A 21,112-nucleotide genomic window follows, 5' to 3' on the forward strand; every position below is an offset into this window, starting at 1 on the left:
GTCAGTATTATTTATTTGAGTCCAGTGGCTAACTTATTCTTGAAATTTAGGATTTGATAATTCTATTGAAGACTAGTCTTTTATTTTTACTCGACAGATTGTAAGAAATAAGTTAACGATTCCTGAATAAGTGGACTAAAAAGACTTCAATTGGTGTTCGCTAGTTGAGGCATCTCATCGGGCGGGAGTTAAGCTGCCAGTTGATTTCAACTAGTTTTTGATCGCTAATATCTTCAATTTGCTGCCTTTAGGAGGACTCGATTACGATTCTCATTGGTGTCACGTTCGTGTGGCGAATAGTAAAGTGCATCGGCTTGTTAATCAATTGCTCGAATTGCTTGTAGTTGGCGAACTCTTTGCCATGATCCATAGTCAAAATTATCACCTAATTGTTTGAACAGCTCAAGCAAAGTATTGGTCATTGGCTGGCTTCACGTCCTGACAATCGTTTCACTACGGTGAGCCGGCTAAGACGTTCTGTGATGGTGGCGACAGATTGACCTTTTTATCGGTTGGGAAAGTGTGATCTTGGCTCCACGACGCTTAAGTTGAGAACGATGGAGTTTCTCTGCTTGACGAGCTTGATAGGGGCCATCAACACGATGTAGTTCATGATGAACGGTTGTTTTAAAGAAACCAATGCGTTTAGCAATTTGGCTAAGTGAATATCCCTCTTTATGGAGCGTTTCAATGACAACGCGATTTTGAAATGATAAGATAGTAGTGCCCATAAAGGTTCTTCTTTCTGGTAAGTTGTGGTGACACCGTTAAAGACCTTTATGGTTTTTTCTGTTCAGTCAGACAACCGTTAACTTAAATTTTACAATATGCCATATATAATTTTGTAACCATAGGAAATTGAAATGCGTAAGATAATTCTTTTAATTTTGACCATCGTCGGTGGCTTCTTTCTTGTTGGTCAAACTGCCCAATCAGCTGTAACTTGGTCGGCCCAGCCAACCCATCGGCAGGCACTTAATAACCATTTTCGGGACATGACAATAAGCTTTTATGCTGATAATCATTATGCTCACATTAGTGTTAGAGCCTATCATTCGCTGCCTAACTACTACCGAATTGCCGTTGGAACTAATTCCTACCGTTGCCAGGTGGAAAAGGTTCACCAGGTAGGAAAGAAAAGAGTGGTTCCGGTGAACTTGGTAGTTACTGACCACCGACGGAAGCGCCAGATTTATTTGCGGCGTGCAGGAGTAATTTATAACCAGCGCCGCCCACGAATAGAACTTGTAATCCCATTAAAAAAACTAAATCAATCACTCAATCAGTCGGCAATAATGAAGCTAACAGTTCCGGGTAATACCAATCATGTGATTACAACGGTTGGCTTATCTACTGCACCATTGCTTTTATCCTTGTCTGCTGCCGGTTTTGCTGGGCTGGGCTTGATTTTAGGAAGAGACCGCCATGCTTAAGTACTTTTTGATTATCTTTATAATTGTATTATGGCTATATTGCCTGTCTGTGTTAAAACGGGCTCATTTAACAGGAATTTATTTTTGGATTGGTAGTTTTGGTCTCTTTATTTTGTCAACATTAGTGGCGAACATTCACTTAATCTGGTTAATGGCTCACCTGATAACCGCTATCCTCGGTTGGCTTAGTTATGTTATTCCGGGTTATACGGTTAACTTATCGAACAACTTAATTAATGTTATTACCCACCATGAGCACGTTCAGCTTTTCATTAACTATGAATGTTCAGGAACAATCGAAACGCTTGCTTACGAGAGTCTTTTAATCTTCTATCCAATTTATACTAAAAGTGAGCGGTTTATCATTGGTATTAGTGGTGCTATTTGGATCCTAGTCGCTAATCTTTGCCGGTTACTATTGATTATTGTGGTGGTTAATCAATGGGGTACGTCATCCCTTTTTTGGGCTCACTCATTGGTTGGTCGATTATTCTTTTATAGTGTTGTGCTCGTGTTATACTATAATACCTTTACCCGTGCACAGATTCGACGCGGTTGGCGGCAAAGAAAGGGAGAGCAATCATGATAGTGACAACAGAATTACTTATCCAGCTTGGCTTCTGGCTTTCATGGATGCTTATTCCAATTATTTATGAACTTTTTCCCGCTCTTTTTTCTTTTATGAGTTTACGACGGGCGACCCATCATCTTAAATTACACCAGTCATTACGATTTTATCCCCGGATTTCTTTGATTATTCCGGTTTATAATTCCGCAGATACGTTGTACCAATGTATTCAATCGGTGGCTGAGTCTACGTACCCTACTAATCTAATTAGTATTATCGTCGCAAATAATCAGAGTACGGATAATAGCTTTGTAGAGTATCAGCGCGCTCATGCTAACTTTCATCAGTTGTTCATGCAATGGATTGATACCGATAAAGGGAAAGCGCGAGCACTCAATTCAGCAATTTATAATTCACAAGGGAAATATATTATCCATATTGACAGTGATGGTGTGCTGGAAAAAGATGCTTTGAAAAATATGATCAGTACCTTCGAAGAGGACTCGTCAATTGATGCGCTAACCGGGACAATCCTGACGCAACGCAATCTTATTCGTCGGACTCCTCGGCACTGGTTAAAGTTCCTAAGAGAAAATGAATACTATGAATATGCTCAATCATTTTTAGCAGGGCGGGCTGTAGAGTCACAGGGGAATCGGCTCTTCACGATGTCCGGGGCCTTTTCAGCCTTCCGGCGGGAAAGACTGCTGCAAACTCATTTGTATAATACAGAAACAGTCGGTGAGGATATTGACATGACCTTTCAAATTCGTTATCAGTTGAAGGGAAAGGTGATTTTGTGTCCAGAGGCTATCTTTTATGTGACACCGATTGATAACTTGGGCCACCTTTATACCCAGCGACAACGGTGGCAACGCGGTGAGTTGGAGGCTATTCATTATTTTATGGCCGACCGGGTCAGCATTCGTGATTTCTTTGGTAACTTTATAGTTCGCCGACTAGTTTTTGATCATACGATCTTATTCTTACGAATTATTTGGATTGCGGCCTTCATTGTATTAATTCCGCTTGGCTACTCGCCACAGATTGTCGGCTTTTCTTTCTTGGTACTTTATATTATGTATGTTGGTTTGTCGTTATTAAATTTCATTAATATCCAAGCCTACTTAAAGAATTTTCCGGCTGACCGGCATTACTACCTTACAAAGTGGTACATTTTATTTTCGCTGCCGTTATATTACCTACTCTGTAGTGTAATCCAAGTCATTGGTATCATTAATGCGATGACTGAACCTGCTAAGTGGAAGGTTAGCTCGTTTGGTGAAGAAGCTAACGCGATCGTTAATGTTATTAAAAATGATTTTAATTGGTGGAAAGGACGATCTAAGTGAAAAAAAGTAGTTATAAATTATCCTTTTTCTTAAATGCTAGCCATATTGTTCAAGTAGATGGTAGTACAACCTCACGCCATCCCCATACCTTTTCAATTACTTGTCAAATTACAACTACTGCCTTTAAGAAATTTGGGGAAATGGAAGATTGCGTTAACCAGGTCCTTAACCAGCTAAACAATTCTTTTTTAAATGAAGTACCACCATTTGACCAGCTTAATCCGACTCTAGAAAACTTAACTACTTACTTATTCGACCAGATTAGTGCTCAACTTACTAAGATTGGTTATCACTTAAGCCGGCTTGAGGTTGCTGAATCACCAGTTCGGGCATACTGTATTGAAGGATAGTTGTTAGGCTTTGGGAGAATTGATGTAAGGGATAATGACTAATTTAGTGGCTCCTATTTCTTCGTTGCAAACGCAGGATTAGCTGTCCGTACGATTCTAGATTAAGTTTCTTCAAGTATTCAAAGGCATTTTTAACTTTCTGCGGGATCTCTACGTATGCTAAATAGTTTTTAACTTTTGGTCCATAGCCATTATCGCCATCAGTTAATCGTGGCATTTCGCCCATCAACAACTGAATAAAGTGGTCCACTGACCACATTCCTGCCGGCTGATCTTCATAAACCAGCTGGCTTTTTTAGCTACTACTAGTTGATTGGGTCTCAATAAAATCGGCTTGCAAATGATATTTTTGTTCTAGGTATAATTGGAACATTTCTGCTTCAGACCGGTCCTTTAAGTTTGCCTCAAGTAAAAAACTGTCTGCATCTTGTTTCTTAAAGGTTGAGTGGTGTGGCCATTCCCAGCAGAAATGATGTAGTGTTGGACAACACGGTTTTGAATTGTAGTGGCTAAAGCATCTCTACCTGCTAAAATGCTGCCACCATATAAAATACACGGATTAGCCTGGCTAAAACTATTAAAGTAACGGGTGTTAACTGTGTGACATCACGAACGCCTAAATAGTCACTTAGAATGTTAATTACATTGGCTTTTGCTAAAAGATTATTTGTCATTATCCCTGTCTTCAAACTAATCAGATTGCTTTAAATCTAGAATGCTTGGCAAGCGCTTTTAAGACGCGGAGCAGGTATTTTTGATTCAAAAATTCTCCCCTGCTAAATAAGGTTACTTTTACCTGATTCGGGCCGAGACTAATGAATTCCTGAAGAAGAGGTACGGAGCGATTATACAATTGCTAACCCCAACCATGTCCTCGTTAGCTACGGCTGGTACCGGGATTAAAGGATTAACCCGGGGTGGGTGCCGCCACCGACTACGCTGATAAAGAAATCCGGGTCAACTGTGTATCACCAGCGGCTACTTACACGAATATGACTAAGAAATCCTTTGAACGATGCATTAGGTAATGCAGTTAATCGACCTGGTACCGATGAAACGCTATACCCAACCGGCTGAAATTACCAACGTGATTGTCTTCTTACTGTCTAATAAGGCTAGCTATTATTAATAGTCAAGCATCGACAGGGAGTAACGTTCGTTAAAATAGGACTTACAATTAAGGCATACAATACACTAATAAGCACTAAATATTCATTGTGAATATTTAGTGCTTATTTTGCTTTTGGCAGGAGATAATATGCAGAATTTTTATGCAGAATATTAATATAACGATAAATGAGCAATGATAAAAAATCAAAATGCCACTAGGACTAAGTATACGAGACTTGGTTGGACGAAAATATACGATCAAAATTATTAATAATAATGATTATTTAAGCGTTCATTTTATTTTCGCTTGCGATTGCTTTGTTATCGGTCGACTTGATATATGTTTAAGCGCATTCATGTTATAATTTTGTTATTAGTAATTATCAATATGGAAAAACTGGGTTTAGGCATTTAAATGCGACTGATTTATTTTATTCAGGAGATATTAATTGACTTAATTATCATAATTGTATATTACATCAGTGATGAGATTGATAATATCTAGGAAAAGATTAATTCTATTTAAATGACTGATCGTGTTATAAGAAAAATTAAAACAAATGCTTGATACGCCTTATAATAAAGATGACAAGAGGTCGAAAGTTTAAGAGGGGGAGCAATTATGAGTAAGAATAATCAATTAAAAAATGCGACGCCGGAAAGACGCAATTATAAGCTATATAAAGCTAAGAAGCAGTGGATTACGGCTTGTGCAACCTTCTTACTGACTTTTGGGGCAACGGCCGTCATGAACGTGAGCGCGCAGGCGGATCAGAATGCCGGTAGTGCCGAACCGGTGGTAGAAGAAAAAGTTGCCAATTCGACTGCCCCGACAGGCTCAGCAGTAATTGCTAACGCCGATTCAGCAACTTTAAATAGTAGTGTAGTGGCATCTACTGCTCCAAAAGAAACACCAGCCTCAGCAAGCGCGGTGGAAGTCCACACCGCACCAACTGACCAGAAGGCGGCTTCTGTACAACCAAGTAAGGCTTCAGCAACAAGTAACAGTGAACAGACAGCCGTAAAGCCAGCAAAGGCGGCTACCCCTGCGCAGAATATTGATCAAACTAAGAAACAGGAGACTGCCCCGACATCGGCGCAAAGCCAACAACCAGCTTCAACCGCCGGGACGCAGAGTACGGCCAGTGAGCAAAGCGCCGTGGCCAAACCAGCAACGCCGGCCAAGAGTACGGTTGCTCCAACTGCCGGTGATAACTCAGCTAAAACAACGCTGGATGTGACCAAGGATAAGAGTGATGCAACGAGTAAGACCTCAGCTACTGAAATAGGGGTTAGTGCGGCTAAAAAGGATGGAAGTAACACCGATTCTCAGACTGTGGAAACTGAAATTAGGACCGCAACGGTTAACTACGTCAATGCAAAGAACGGCCAATCCATGGGTAATGCTCAACTGCAGATTTTCTATAAGCGGACTGTTACTACGGATTCTACTGGTAAGAAAACCTATGGGAACTGGCAGTGGGACAAGTCACAAGGCGACAGTACCACTCCTGGCTATCGTGTAATATCAGGTAATTGGACTTTACCACAAGAATGGACGGAGGAAGATAACAACGGGATTGTTGAGGTGGCTACTCCGGATGTGACTGGTTTCACCAAATTTACAAAAGGTGATTGGGAAAAGAATAAGGACGGTAGTACGTCTAATATTGACGCCAATAAATTTACTTTCCCAACTTATGGTGGAACTTCAACCACTATTACCGGTGCTAATTCTGTAGCTTTTACTGCTGATGCCCCAGTTTACGAAGCAACTGCTACGCATACGGTTTACTATGCTCCGGTGCAAACCGAAGAAAAGACAATTACCGAGCATTACAAGAAATATGATGAAGCTACTGGTCAGTATGTTGATGCAGATGTAGTAAATATGCCGGATGGTACAAAGCAAGCATTTGCTCAAGTAAATGTTTGGTACCAGCAGACGGCGACCGGCTTTGCTACGAATGGCAGTACTGATCCGAAGAATTGGACGATTACCTATGGTGGTTGGTCATGGGATCGGTCAGCTGGTGATCCAGCAACTCCAGGGGTCACGGTGCTTTCTGGTGGCTATCGTTACAATGGTCAAAAGGTAGGTCAAGGACTATGGGAAATTCCTACCACCACTTTATGGGGGATAGATACACCCACGCTTAATGGATATACCGCCGTGAAAATGCGTGAAGATTCAGTGAATTCTTCTGATGTCTTTGGAAACCCGGCGACAGCTCAGCAGTTTAATAATCCGCTTAATGGTTCTTGGTACTATCGAGATAGCCTAACTACGTTTTACGTGCCTAATGATATGCTTAGTAAGACTATTACGAGAACCATTAACATAACAAATCCGATAACTGGGAAAAGTTCAATTCCTCAGACCGTTACTTATTCCCGTCAACCTTACCTCAATAAGGGCTCCAATACACCTGCCGACCCTGGGGATACAAGAGTCATATTTAAGGATTGGACAGCTAATTACAATATTGCAGATTGGGCTGCTTACACACCCACGGCTATTCCCGGCTACAATACATTCATTGATGGTAAGAAGGGAACCACAGTACCGAAAGTACCTGTGGCTGTAGATACTAAGGACACAACGGTTAATGTTACGTATGCCTCTAATACCCAAATTGTAGAAATTAACTTTGTTGATGATGATGAAAACCAAAAAGTCGTCAGCACCGTTACTGAATCAGGTAATGCCGGGCAAACTACCAACTTTACTTTAACCGTGCCGACCAAATATGAACTAGCAACGGGGCAAACTTTGCCAACCAGTTACACGTTCAATGACGGAAATAATACGCCGATTACTATTCACTTAAAGCACAAGACTGAAGATGTAAGTGACACTGACCCTCAAGCAAAAGAAACCAGACAAATAGCCGTTAACTATGTCAATGCAGCCACGGGTCAATCGATGGGTGATTTAGCACCTGCTTCCCAGATGGATGTTTACTATAAGCGGAGTGCTACCAAGGATCTGGTAACTGGTGACGTAACTTATGGAAACTGGCAATGGGATACTAATCGCGACCGTGGTTATCATATTGTACACGGTTCTTGGACCACACCAGCAAGTAACGTTAATTTCTATGCAATTACTCCAAACGTTGCTGGGTATACTGCTATTGAATCTGGTGATTGGGAAAAGAATAGTGACGGCAGCCGTTTTACTGCTGCCAATGCTACCCGTTTTTGCTCACCAGATTGGAGCGGAAATACGGCTTATCTTTCAACCAATTATTGGTATGACACGACCCCTATCCACACAGTGTACTTTGTCCCAGATAAAGTAATTGCTAAGAGAACCCTTACCGTAAATTATAAATACTGGGAAAATGGGCAAGCCGGTAGTGATGCTTTTGCCCCAGCCCATGTAACAGTAAATTACACTAATCATGCTACTAATTTTGCTACTAATTTTGCTACTAATGGTAAAACTGACCATACGTAATGGACTATTACTTACGGCAATGATTACTATGTAAGTTACTCAGATGTTTCAGCCCCTGCAGGATCAAATTGGTCAAATATTGACACCGATAATCAGACAGGCGAAAAGCAAATTGGCATTCCACAACCAACTATTGAAGGATATACTGCTGTAGTTTCAGGTGGTAATAATGCTAATGCCGGTTTCTTTGGAGCTCCAAATAAGTATAAGGATGATTCCACTGTCTATACAAAAGCTGATGATTCTGACTGGTCATACCGTCCTGCACTGACCGTTTTCTATGTAAAGACTTCTGACCTCCAAAAGTCAGTTACCCGGACCATTAATATTACTAGGCCAGGTGAGACCAGTCCGACTACAACTACCCAAGAAGGAATTATCAAGAGAACCGCTGTGCTTAATAACAATGATGATGGTGTTCAATTTGGTGATTGGACTACTACCCAAAATTGGGCGGCGCAAACTGTCCCAACGGTTGCTGGCTATACTACAGTAATAAAACAGATTGTAACTAACCCTAATGGGACTACAACCGAGACAACTATTAATTCTATCCCAGCTGTAACAGTAGATGGTACCACTAAGCCAACCACGATTAATGTAACTTACACCGCTAATGATCAAAGCGTAGTTGTTAATTTTGTTGACGATGATGATGGTCAAAAGGTTGTAAAAACTGAAACTAAGACAGGTACAACCGATCAAACTATTAATTTTAGTTCAGATGTTCCAGAAAACTATGAGTTAGTATCAGGACAATCAACTAGCTACAAGTTTAAGGCGGAGAATAATACCCCGATTACTATTCATTTAAAGCACAAGACTGAAGATGTAAGCAAGACTGATCCATATGCCGAACAAACTAGAACTATCCGTGTTAACTTTATAAATGCGGTTACTGGCCAGTCGATGGGTACGTTAGCCCCCGATGACATAATGGACGTTTACTACAAGCGGAGTGCTATCAAAGACCTAGTAACCGATAAGGTAACTTATGGAGACTGGCAATGGGATACTAGTCGGACTAAAGGTTATCATGTAGTATCCGGTGCTTGGTCTACACCAGCAAGTAGCGTTAATGTTTGGGACCAAGTTCCAACTGTTAATGGATATACTGTGTTTAAACAAGGTGATTGGGAAAGAAATAGTGATGGCGGTCGTTTCTGGGGTGCAGATGCTACTCGCTTTTGTGCACCAGACTGGTATGGAGATGAAGCTTACCTACCAACTAATTCCGTTTATGATACAATGCCGACGCATACGGTTTACTTCGCTCCCACGACTGATGTTCAAGGTCGAGTAATTACTGAGCACTATCAGAAATACAACGCAAATGGCAGTTATGAAGATGCCAATGTTGTGGATATGCCAGATGGCACTAAACAATCATCTGCGCAAATTAAAGTATGGTATCAAAGAACTGTCACAGGTTTCAGTACAAATGGCAGTTCCGACCATACTAAATGGACTATTAGTTATACTGACTGGTCCTGGGATCAGACAGCTGGTGATACAGCAACGCCAGGGTATACTGTCATTTCAGGCGGTTATACTAGTCCAAATGGTACGAAGACTGGTCAAGGCCTATGGAACATCACCAATAATAGTGGTAGTTCATGGAAAATTGATACCCCTACACTGAATGGATATGATGTCATTACAGATAGTGATGACAATCAAGGACATCACTCTATTGTTTTTGCAGGACCAGCGTATGGTTCAGCTTCTAACGGGAATGCTTTCACGGATCATAAGGATAGTGATTGGTTGTACCGTAATGACTTAACGACATTCTATGTACCAAGTAGTTTGCTAAAGAAGGAAATTACAAGAACAATTAATATCCATGTTCCAGCTTCTAATAATGTCGTCACCGTAACCCAAACCGTTACCTTTAACCGTACTGCTCGGATTAATAAAGGAACCGGTCGAGATGGTGACTATGGTGATACCAGGATTGTCTTTGGTGGAATAGTAGGCAATAATGGTACGTCATCATTCGTAGCTGGTGATGATGTTTGGAACCATCCTTCTTCAGAAACCGTAGCACACGAGACATTTGCACAATTTACGGATGGAGAGCAGGCTGACTCTAATATTGTCAAACCAGGCTACACGGCTTACATCAATGGTCAACCGGTAACTAGTGTCCCAGCACTGACTATTACTCCAGATAGTGGTAATCAGACTGTGGATGTTACTTACTCAGCTGTTGCTACTGCTAAGTTAACCGGTAATGGTTCAGCAACTTATACTGGTCAGCCAATTACTACTGGTGATTTGAATAATTCAGCTACTGGTTTAAAGATCACGGTTACCGGCCCGACAGCTGACGCCGGTACTCTTGACTTGAACGCTGGCGATGTAGAATTTTCAACTGACGGCACAACTTGGACAACTACTTTACCAACCAATACCGCTACTTACCAAGTTCGCTTAACTACTCAAGGTGAAAATGCCATCAAGAGTAAGTATGGCAATAACAACATCGTTTGGACTGATAAGGATGGCAATTCTACTATTACAAGTGATGCCACATTTACAATCAATCCATTAAGTGCCAACTCTGTCTTAAACAACATTTCTGAAGGTAACTACACCAAGGTCTACGATGGTTCTGCGACGACCAGTATTGATCCAACTAAGTTAGGTGTAACTGTTCAATTGAACGGTCAAGCAGTTAACTTGGATATGACCGGCTTAACCGGTGCCGACTTCCAGTGGGTAGATGCTGACGGTAATACGGTTGCAAATCCACAGAATGTTGGTACTTACTACATCAAGTTAACTAATCCTGGTTTAACTATTTTGCAAGCTCACAATAAGAACTTCACTTTAACTAACTCTGGCTTAGGTACTTACACCATTACCCAAGCTCAAGCTAGTGCAACCCTAAGTGGTGCAGGTACTAGAGCTTACAATGGTTCAGCCGTTACTGTGGATGATTTGAATCGTTCCGATACAAATAACAACATTACTTTGACTTTGCATTACCCAAAGAATGGCGATGCAAATTATTCAGAGACAGTTCAATTGACTGCTGATGACTTTGTCTGGAACACACCAGATAGTCAGGCTCCAGTCGATGCCAATAGTACGGCATATACAATTTCGCTTAAGCCAAGCGTAATTCAGAACCTGCTAGAAAATGCTGCTGGTAAGGGTCAAAATAACGAAGCTAATGTCACGGTTGCTGATAGTGCAATTACTGGTTCAGCAAGCTACAAGATTACTCCACTTGAGAGCACCGCAACTTTAAGTAATGTAGGCACTTATGGCAAGACCTATGATGCTACCTCAACTACTTCGATTGATCCAACTGAGCTGCAATTTACTACCACTTTAAATGGTCAGACCGTAGTACTGAATGCTAATGGTCTTACTGGTAGTGACTTTGCTTGGGTTGAGGGTGAGCCGAAGAACGTTGGTACTTATCACATCAAGTTAACGGATGCCGGCTTTGCTAAGCTGAAGGCTGATAACCCGAACTTTACTTTAACTACTAGTACCGGGCAAGCTACCTACACCATTAGTCAGGCTCAAGGTACCGCAACTTTAAGTGGGAGCAATGAAAAGACCTACAACGGCCAAGCAATTACAACCGCAGAGATTAATAGTAATGGCCAAGTTGTTGTTAACTTAACCTTCCCAGGCTCAGATGCTAGTGCTAAATACACTTTGGCTGATGATGATTACACAATTACGCCAAACGATTCCGCTGATAGTAACTTAGCTAATGCTGGTACTTACACCATCACTTTGACTGCTGCTGGTAAGGCTCATATTAGAACAGCACTGGAAGAACTCGCCGGCAAGGGTCAGGATAATCAAGCTAATGCTACTGTTGCGGATAGTGCAATTACCGGGGATGCCACATTTACTATCAATGCATCAAAGAATGTAGTAAATGTTAGCGGAACTCAAACCGAAACATACACTGGCAATGCAATTAACGTTGTTTACGACATCTTTAGTGGTAATAGTGTAAAGGTTAACTTTGCCAATGATCCTGGTAGTACCGGTTCGGTTGTTTCCCCATCCGGTATGAACTTGGACTCTGACGACTTTCAAATTGTTGATGCCAGTGGTCACCCAACTACCGCAATTAATGCTGGTGGTACTTACCACATTATTTTGACGGCTGATGGGGTTACCAAGGTTCAGAATGCAGTCGGGAAGAACTACCAGATTACGCAAGGTACCGGTTTTGGTATTTTGGTAATTAATAAGGCTTTTGGTTCGGCAACATTCAGTGGTAACCCAACCTATACTTACACTGGTAGTGCAAATCCTGATTATCTAAAAGGATTCTCAATTACATTAGATGAACCTAAAAACCCAACTTACACGTTGGTTGATGGTGACCTTGAATTTAATGTCGATGGGACCTGGACGAAGACTGCGCCACTTAACCATGGTACCTACCAAGTTCGCCTGTCACAGGCCGGTTGGAACCACATTAAGGCCATTAATAGTGACAACATCACCTGGTCGGCCACGGCTTCGGCTGGTACGGGAACGTACACGATTAAGGCTGCTACAGCGACGACTGAACTTAGTGGTCACAACTCGATGGTCTACAACGGGAACGCCGTCACTACTGATGATTTTTATAGCAACGGTTCAACGATTAAGATTGTAATCAGTGGCCCTGAAGGTGTAACTGTTGCTAACTTGCCGTCGACATACCAACTGACGGATGGCGACTACACTTGGAACACTACCAATGGTTCTGCACCAAAGAACCAGGGACACTACACCATCACTCTGACTAGGTCAGGTCTAGATAAAATCCAAGCCGCTATCAATGCTGCGGTTGGTGCAGGCAACGTTGTACTATCTGGGGATACTACCACTACCGGTAGTGCTACCTTTGACATTACCCAGTCCGTTGTGTCAAACCTGCAGTTACACGGTAATGAACAAAGTACCTACAATGGTCAAACTGTTCAAATTGATCCATCTAATAGTGAATTCAAGGAGAACTACGGCTTTAACAATAGTGAAGGTTTAACCATTCCAGACATGTCTGCCGATGACTTTGAATGGGTCGATGCAAGTGGAAATGTGATTGCTGCTCCTAAAGATGCTGGAACTTACTACTTGCAATTGAGTAAGAATGGTAGGGATGCAATTGCTAATGCCAACCCGAACTACACATTTGTTGATAACGATGGTACTAGCTTAATCAGCGGTAAGATCACTTACACTATTAATCCAGCTACTCTGGTAATTGGTGTTTCAGGGACTGCCTCCAAGGTTTACGATGGCCAGAACGCTGCCGTGACCCAAGCCCAAATCAATAGTGGTGATATTAAGCTAGTTTGGGGAGATGGCAATACTTCCTTAACTGGTGAACCAACTGATCTTGGCAAGTTCACTTTAACTCCGGATGATCTTGAAGTTGTCGATGCAAGCGGCAATCCTGTAACGAACGCTAATGCTCCAGCAAATGGGAAGACTGGTAACCCGACTTACTATGTTCGTTTGAAGAGCAGTGTCCTCGATACTCTTAAAGGATTGACTGGTGCTAAGAACTATAACATTAGTTTGTCAGGCAGCGTAGGTAACTACTTAATTTACCAACACAAGGCTGAGGTAACCTTAAGCGGTAACCAAACCACGATTTATGGGACTGACCTGCCACTTAATCCAAAGAAGTATTCTGTCAGTCTAACTAACTGGCCAGATAGCGATCCAGATAAACCAAACCTTGCAGAGATTCTGACAAGGATTGGTGGTATGCAGGCTGGCGATGTCTACATCAGTGGCTACGCAACCACTGATAAGATGCCGAATGGTCAAATGCCAAAGGATGTTGGTACTTACCAGGTAATGATTTCTAGCCAGCTACTTAACAGACTGAAGGATCGGTTCCCAAATTATGACTGGGATGCAATCGGTGAAGCTAATGGCCTTACTAGAGACGCGGAACCTAGTTCGGGGATCGTGGAAGCCGAACATGACCCGGCTACGTATGTCATTAAGCAGGCTGAAGCTACCGTTAAGATTAATGGTGCACAACACATTAGATATGGTGAGCCTGCTAATATCCAATACGGTGGTACAAATGGTTACACGATTTCCATTACTGCTCCTGCCAATGGTGAAACAAAGACCATCTATACAAATGCCAACTTTGATGCTAGTGATCTGCAATTTGTAACTACACCAGGTGATGTGGGTTCTTACACAGTTAAGTTATCTGCTGCAGGATTTGCAAAGCTTGCTGCTTTAACCGGTTCATCTAACTACGACTGGAAACAAGCAACAGATCCTGTAACCACACCAACTGCTGAATTCTATGTTGACCAAATGCCGGTGACTATTACAGTTGCTAAAAATAATGAAGTAACTTATGGTACTTCTGATTGGCTGAATGCTATAAAGAATAATCCTTCAGGCTACACTTTGACTGTCAAAACTGATGGTGGTTCTACTTTGGACTACACAATTCAAGACGGTGACTTGGCCTTCAGTCAAACACCAGGCAGTGTTGGCAGTTACAATGTTGTTCTTTCTGCTCAAGGTTTGGCCAACATCAAAGAAAAATTGGGCACTAACTATGCTTACCCACAAGATGCTAGTGATATCACTACGCACGGCACATTCAATGTTAACCAAGGTACAGCCACTGTTACTCTAGATGGTAGTGATGGTAAGACTTACGATGGCAAAGCTACTACGTCGGATGACTTACATCCTAATAAGTACAGCTACTCCGCTACTGTTTACGCCCCCGATGGCACAGCTCAAACGATCACTTTAACCAATGATGATCTTCAATTTGTCGATGCTCACGGCAATGCAATTACTCCAACTGCTGCTGGTACTTACACGATTGCCTTATCGCCATCTGCTAAAACTAGGTTGAAGAACCTGACTGGCAACAATGGTGATAATTACAAGTGGACATTTGATACTAATGCAACCTACAAGATCACTGCTTCAACTGAGGCTTCTGCGGCATTATCCGGATCCAACCAAAAGGTCTTTGATGGGTCTGGTGTCACTACTGCACAGATCAATAATGGCGGCAGTATTGAGGTTAAGTTCACCTACCCAGGGAGCACCGACAGCAGTACTTACCAGCTGCAAGATGGTGACTATGATTGGTACGATGGAAATACTAAGTTAACCTCAGCACCAAGTCAGAAGGGTACTTACACGATTAAGTTGACTTCAAATGGTTTAGCCCACTTGCAAGCTGCTATCGATAGTGAAATTAGTAGTGGAAACGTAACTCTTAGTGCTGATCAATTATCTGGTTCAGCTACATTTGAAATCGTTGCTAAGCCAATCAGTGGCGTAACTATTTCTGGTAATGATCAAAGTAAGACCTACGATGGTCAAGCTGCCGGATTAGACCTCAGTGGTTTGAACATTAGCGGTACTGATACTGTAAGTGGTACTGCATTGTCTAAATTAGGCCTGACCGCTGATGACTTTGACTGGTACGAAAATGGCACTAAACTTACTGGCGCTCCAACTAAGGTCGGTAATTACGAAGCTCGTTTGACAGATAGAGCTTTGGCAGCATTGCAAAATTCCAACCCGAACTACAGCTTTGATGCAGTTGACGGGACGATTAAGTACACGATTAATCCAAAGGCTGCTACAGATAAACTAGGAAACAGTGGTACAAAGACTTACAACGGTCAAGGTACTTCAGTTAGCGATGTTGTTAACTCAGTAACTTGGACTCCAAGTGGTCTAGTAACTGGTGAACACTTAGATCTTTCTAGTCTGAATAACGATGACTACGAATGGCTGACAAAGAACGCTGACGGTACTTACACTGTTATGACCGGTCTTCCAACCAATGTCGGGACTTACTACTTGAAGTTGAAGGATAGCGGTATTAATAAGATCAAGAATGCTAATACTAACTACAGCTTCGCAGATGGTGCCATCAGTGGGATGTACACTTACACCATTACCGCTGCTCAGGGTAGCGCAAAGCTTGCTGGTTCTGCTTCTAAGACCTATGATGGTCACTCTGTCACGACCGCTGAAGTAAATAGTACAGATGGTAACATCCAGATAACGTTTACAATTCCAGATGGGACAGGAACCACTCAAAGAACTTACCAACTTGAAGATGGTGACTACACTTGGGATACTGCAGATGGCCATGCGCCAACTAATGCTGGTACTTACACGATTAAGATTAATCCGGCTAAGTTGCAAAGCATCGTCGATAGGGTAGCCGGCACAGGTAATGTCACAATTAATGGTGATACTGGCAGTGCCACCTTCACCATTAATAAGAAAGATCTTACTGTCACGTTAGGTGATAAGACTGGTGCAACTGCTGGCAAGACCTACGATGGTCAAGCTGGGGTAATCGATCCTAATGATGGTAACTTCACTGCAAATGGTTTAATTAGCGGCGAAAGTTTGAACACCGCTAATATTCCTGTTAGCGATTACCAGTGGGTAGATGAGAATGGCAATCCTTTGACTACTACTCCAACCGATGCCGGTACTTACTACATTGCATTGAATGCAGATGGTTTGAAGAAGTTACAAGATAATAATCCAAACTACCACATCAGCGAAAGTGGTATGTTCAAGTATGTCATTAGTCCAGTCGAAGCCGATGTCACAATTGGCGGTAGTCAAGAAAGTACAAAGACTGACATTAATAATGGTAAATTCAATACCTCAGGTGCTACTGGTATCACAATTCCAGAAGGTCTGACCTACCAGTTTACTAACGGAACGCCAAGTGAATCTGGCGTTTACGATGTCACCCTGACGCCAGCAAGTCTTCAAAGCCTTAGGGATGCCAACAAGAACTACAGCCTGAAGATTAATTCAAATGCTAAGTTCACATTGGATGCAACCTTGACGATTACTTTTGAAGATACTAATGAAGGCAACACGCAAGTTGGTAAAGTAATTACTAAGACAGGGGTTAATGGTAATAGCGTAGATCTTAACTTAACGATCCCAGAAAACTATGAATTAGCTGCAGGTCAAACTCTTCCAACTTCCTACACATTTGGTAAAGCATTGAACCAAGTTCTAAACATTAAGTTAGTTCACAAGACCAAGACAGTTGATCCAGCTAAGCCTGATACCAACCCGGACCCAACAAATACGGATTGGTTCAAGCAAAATGATTTGACCAAGGACGTTACGCGAACAATCGACTACGAGGGCTTGACCGCCGATCAATTGAGCCAGATTCCAGATAGTGAAAAGAGTCAGACTGTTCACTTTACTAGGACCGCTCAGTATGATTCGGTAACTGGCAAGCTCGTGCCTAACAGCGAGAGTGCCTGGATAGCAAAGGACGGCAATGATAAATTCGCTGGCTTTACGTCACATGAATTTGCCGGTTACACTGCTGATCCGACAACCGTACCTGAGACAACAGTCAGTGGTGATAATTCGGATAGTACGATTACGGTTACTTACACGGCCAATGAGCAAACCGGTAAGATTATTTACCAAGATGTAGATAACAAGAATACCGAAGTTGGTCATACTGACTTGAACGGGAAGACCGGCGACACGGTTACGATTACGCCAGTTGCTCCGGCAGGGTATGATATTGTTCCTGGTCAAACCATCCCGGCCACTGAAACAGCTACGGCAGATGGGATTACGGATGTGATTGTTAAGGTCAGCCACCACAAGATTACGGTTACGCCGGGTCAAGAACCAAAGCCAGGCGACAAGGTACCAGGCAATCCTGACAAGAAGCCGGGCGATGGGACGCCAAAGACCGATGTCAGCTACGAGACGTTGCATCGGAACATGACGCGGACGATTAACGTAACGGATCCACATACCGGCCTTCACACGACTAAGGTTACGATTCACTATGAACGTACTGCTGCGATTGATGATGTAACTGGTGATGTAACTTATGGTGCTTGGAATGTTTCTGATGGTTCAGCAAAGGGCTTTGATGCCTTTAACATCCCTACAGTTGCTGGTTACACTAGTGAAATTAGGTCTGGTACGTCAGATGAATTAGCTGCTTTGACGCCAAGTCAAGACCAGATTACTAATTGGACTGACCAAACCATTAATATTGATTACACGGCTAATAATCAATCCATGACAATTGATTATGTTGATAAGGATGGCAACCCAGTTGACGGTGGTCACTTCGTTGTATCTGGTAAGACTGATCAAACGGTTGATACTAATGCTAAGATTCCTACTGGATGGGTATTAGTAACGGGGCAAACGGATGCTCCAAAGACTATTACCTTTGGTGGCACGCCAACGGCTAATATCACGGTTAAGATTCAGCACGGTACGACTAATGTTCCACACACTAACCCTGTAAAGCCAGGCGATAAAACACCGACTAACAAGGACATTAATGGGGCACATAGTGAAGATCTGAACCGGACGGTAACGCGGACAATTAATGTTCACAAGCCAAATGGTAAGATCAGTACTGTAACTCAAACAGCTAAGATTTACCGTGACGCTACGGTTGATGAAGTAACTGGTAACGTAACTTATGGAGCTTGGTCAACGAATTCTATCGACTGGAAAGCTTATACTGCTCCAGTAGTTGCTGGTTACACTCCTGATAAGTCAGTAGAAGCGGTAACCGTTGATGAAAACACCAAGAACACCACGATTGATATTTACTACACGGCTAGTGAACAGACTGGTAAGATCGTCTACGTTGACGTTGATAACAAGAACGCAGAAGTTGGTCACACCGATCTGGCTAGTAAGACTGGTGATACGATTACGATTACGCCACAAATTCCTGCTGGATTTGATCAAGTGGCTGGTCAAACGATTCCGGCTTCTGTAGTTGCTGGTACTGATGGTATTCCAACAATTACTGTTGAGGTATCTCACCACAAGGTAACGGTAAAGCCAGGCGACGAACCAAAGCCGGGTGACAAGGTTCCAGGCAACCCGGACAAGAAACCGGGCGACGGGACTCCAAAGACGGATGTTAGTTATGAAACGCTACACCGTGACATGACCCGGACGATTAACGTTACTGACCCACGTACTGGATTGAAGACTACTAAGGTCACAATTCACTATGAACGTGAAGCAACTATTGACGATGCAACTGGTAATGTAACGTATGGTAACTGGACAGTCGCTAATGGTTCAAAGGCTGGATTCGATGAATTCGCTATCCCGGTAGTGCCAGGCTATACTCCGGAAATCAAGACTGGGACGGCTGAGGAACTGAAAGCATTGACGCCAACTCAAGATCAGATTACTAATTGGCAAGATCGAACTGTTGACATTGACTACACGGCTAATGACCAGACCCAAAAGATCAACTACATTGATCCAACTGGCAAGATCGTTAAGTCCGACACCATTTCTGGCAAGACTGACCAAACTGTTGCAATTACGCTTAATGTTCCTGATCACTATGCTCTAGTACCTGATCAAAACATTCCAGCAAGTGTCAAGTTAAGTGACAACAACCCAGTAATTGACATCAAGATCCAACCAAAGCTTGATCCAATTACTGATCCAACTCAACTTAACAAGACCATTAACCGTACGATTACGATCAATGTTCCAGGTCAAACTCCACAAGTCATTAATCAGCAGGCAACCTTTACGCGGACTGGTGAATATAACGAAGTCACTGGTCAATCTGCTTACACCGACTGGAAGCTTGATCAAAACACCTTGGATGCTTACGATGCTCCAGTTATTCCAGGATACACGGCAACTATCTCTCATGTTGCAGGTATTGCTAACCCAACAGTTGATACTAAGTTAAACGATGTAACAATTAACTACACAGCTAATAACCAATCTCAAGTTGTTAACTATGTTGATGATTCTGGTAAGATCGTCAAGACCGATACAATTCCTGGTAAGACTGGACAAACTGTAACTATCAGGACTAACATTCCTGATCATTACGTACTTGTACCTGGTCAAAATATTCCAGAAAATGTCACGCTTAAAGATCAGAATCCAGCTATCAATATTCGGGTAACGCCAAAGCTTGATCCAATTACCGATCCGGCAAAACTTAACAAGACGATCTCGCGGAAGATTACGATTAACGTTCCTGGTCAAGAACCACAAGTCATTAATCAATCTGCTAAGTTTACGCGGACCGGTGAATACAACGAAGTTACTGGTCAAACGACTTATACCGATTGGCAGTTAGTTAATAACGGCTTAAGTGCGGTTGACGCGCCGACGGTTCCAGGTTATACGCCAACTATCGCTCATGTTGGTGCTATTCAGGATCCAACCGTTGACATGCAACTTCAGGATGTCACGATTAACTATATTCCTAATACGCAACCGACGAATCCATCGCAACCGACGAATCCGTCAAACCCAACCAACCCGTCAAATCCGACGCAGCCAACGCAACCGACGAACCCAACCAATCCATCGAATCCAACACAGCCGACGAACCCGTCAAATCCAACACAGCCGACGAGTCCATCGCAGCCGACCAGTCCAGTTAACCCAACGAATCCGACAACGCCAATTAATCCAACGACACCAACGAACCCAACGAGTCCGCTGAACCCGACGACTCCGGTAACACCGGGTCAACCAACCACACCTGGTCAAATAATTGTTCCAGGTTACGGTAACGGCACGACCACGACTGGACGTGATTCGAATATTGTCCTTAATAATGGCACCACTGCTTCGCAATCCGCACAGCAAGCTGACCAGAATAAGACTAAACGCTTGCCACAAACTGGTAATAGTAACCATGCAGCTCTCTCTGAGCTTGGCCTATTCCTAGCTGCGTTTGCTAGTCTGCTCGGCATTGCTGGACGGCATAAGAAGCGTGAAGACAAGTAATTATATAGAGTAAGTGGATTATTACTCTTTATAAAAAC

General features: G+C 42.6%; 6 protein-coding genes and 1 pseudogene. 6 read left to right on the forward strand and 1 reads right to left on the reverse strand.

All coding sequences use genetic code 11. From position 1 onward, the window contains the following. Nucleotides 1–160: 160 nt before the first annotated feature. Nucleotides 161–731, reverse strand: a pseudogene (locus ACI31H_RS07070) (transposase). Nucleotides 732–863: 132 nt separating this feature from the next. Here ACI31H_RS07070 and ACI31H_RS07075 point away from each other — a divergent pair. The 6 genes from ACI31H_RS07075 (at nt 864) to ACI31H_RS07100 (ending at nt 21,074) form a co-directional block, all read left to right on the forward strand. Beyond that, nucleotides 864–1,433, forward strand: coding sequence for a hypothetical protein (locus ACI31H_RS07075; RefSeq protein WP_439771284.1), 570 nt, complete (start codon nt 864–866; stop codon nt 1,431–1,433). Continuing rightward, nucleotides 1,426–2,019 carry an exosortase family protein XrtG gene (gene xrtG, locus ACI31H_RS07080; RefSeq protein ID WP_439771285.1) on the forward strand — a complete coding sequence of 198 codons (594 nt, stop codon included), beginning with the start codon at nt 1,426–1,428 and terminating at the stop codon, nt 2,017–2,019. The genes ACI31H_RS07075 and xrtG overlap by 8 nt, the downstream gene beginning before the upstream one ends. Beyond that, nucleotides 2,016–3,353: a TIGR03111 family XrtG-associated glycosyltransferase gene (locus ACI31H_RS07085; RefSeq protein WP_439771296.1), complete on the forward strand. Its 1,338-nt coding sequence runs from the start codon at nt 2,016–2,018 to the stop codon at nt 3,351–3,353. Before xrtG ends, ACI31H_RS07085 begins: the two co-directional genes overlap by 4 nt. After that, nucleotides 3,350–3,703: a 6-carboxytetrahydropterin synthase gene (locus ACI31H_RS07090; protein WP_439771286.1), complete on the forward strand. Its 354-nt coding sequence runs from the start codon at nt 3,350–3,352 to the stop codon at nt 3,701–3,703. The genes ACI31H_RS07085 and ACI31H_RS07090 overlap by 4 nt, the downstream gene beginning before the upstream one ends. 1,732 nt (nt 3,704–5,435) lie before the next feature. After that, complete coding sequence (locus tag ACI31H_RS07095) at nt 5,436–8,276, forward strand: mucin-binding protein (RefSeq protein WP_439771287.1); 2,841 nt, start codon at nt 5,436–5,438, stop codon at nt 8,274–8,276. Between the two features lie 267 nt (nt 8,277–8,543). Beyond that, entirely contained in the window at nt 8,544–21,074 is a 12,531-nt protein-coding gene (locus ACI31H_RS07100) for an MBG domain-containing protein (RefSeq protein ID WP_439771297.1), read from the forward strand. Nucleotides 21,075–21,112: the final 38 nt, after the last annotated feature.

The sequence above is a fragment of the Limosilactobacillus sp. genome, from assembly GCF_051873035.1.
GTDB lineage: Bacteria > Bacillota > Bacilli > Lactobacillales > Lactobacillaceae > Limosilactobacillus.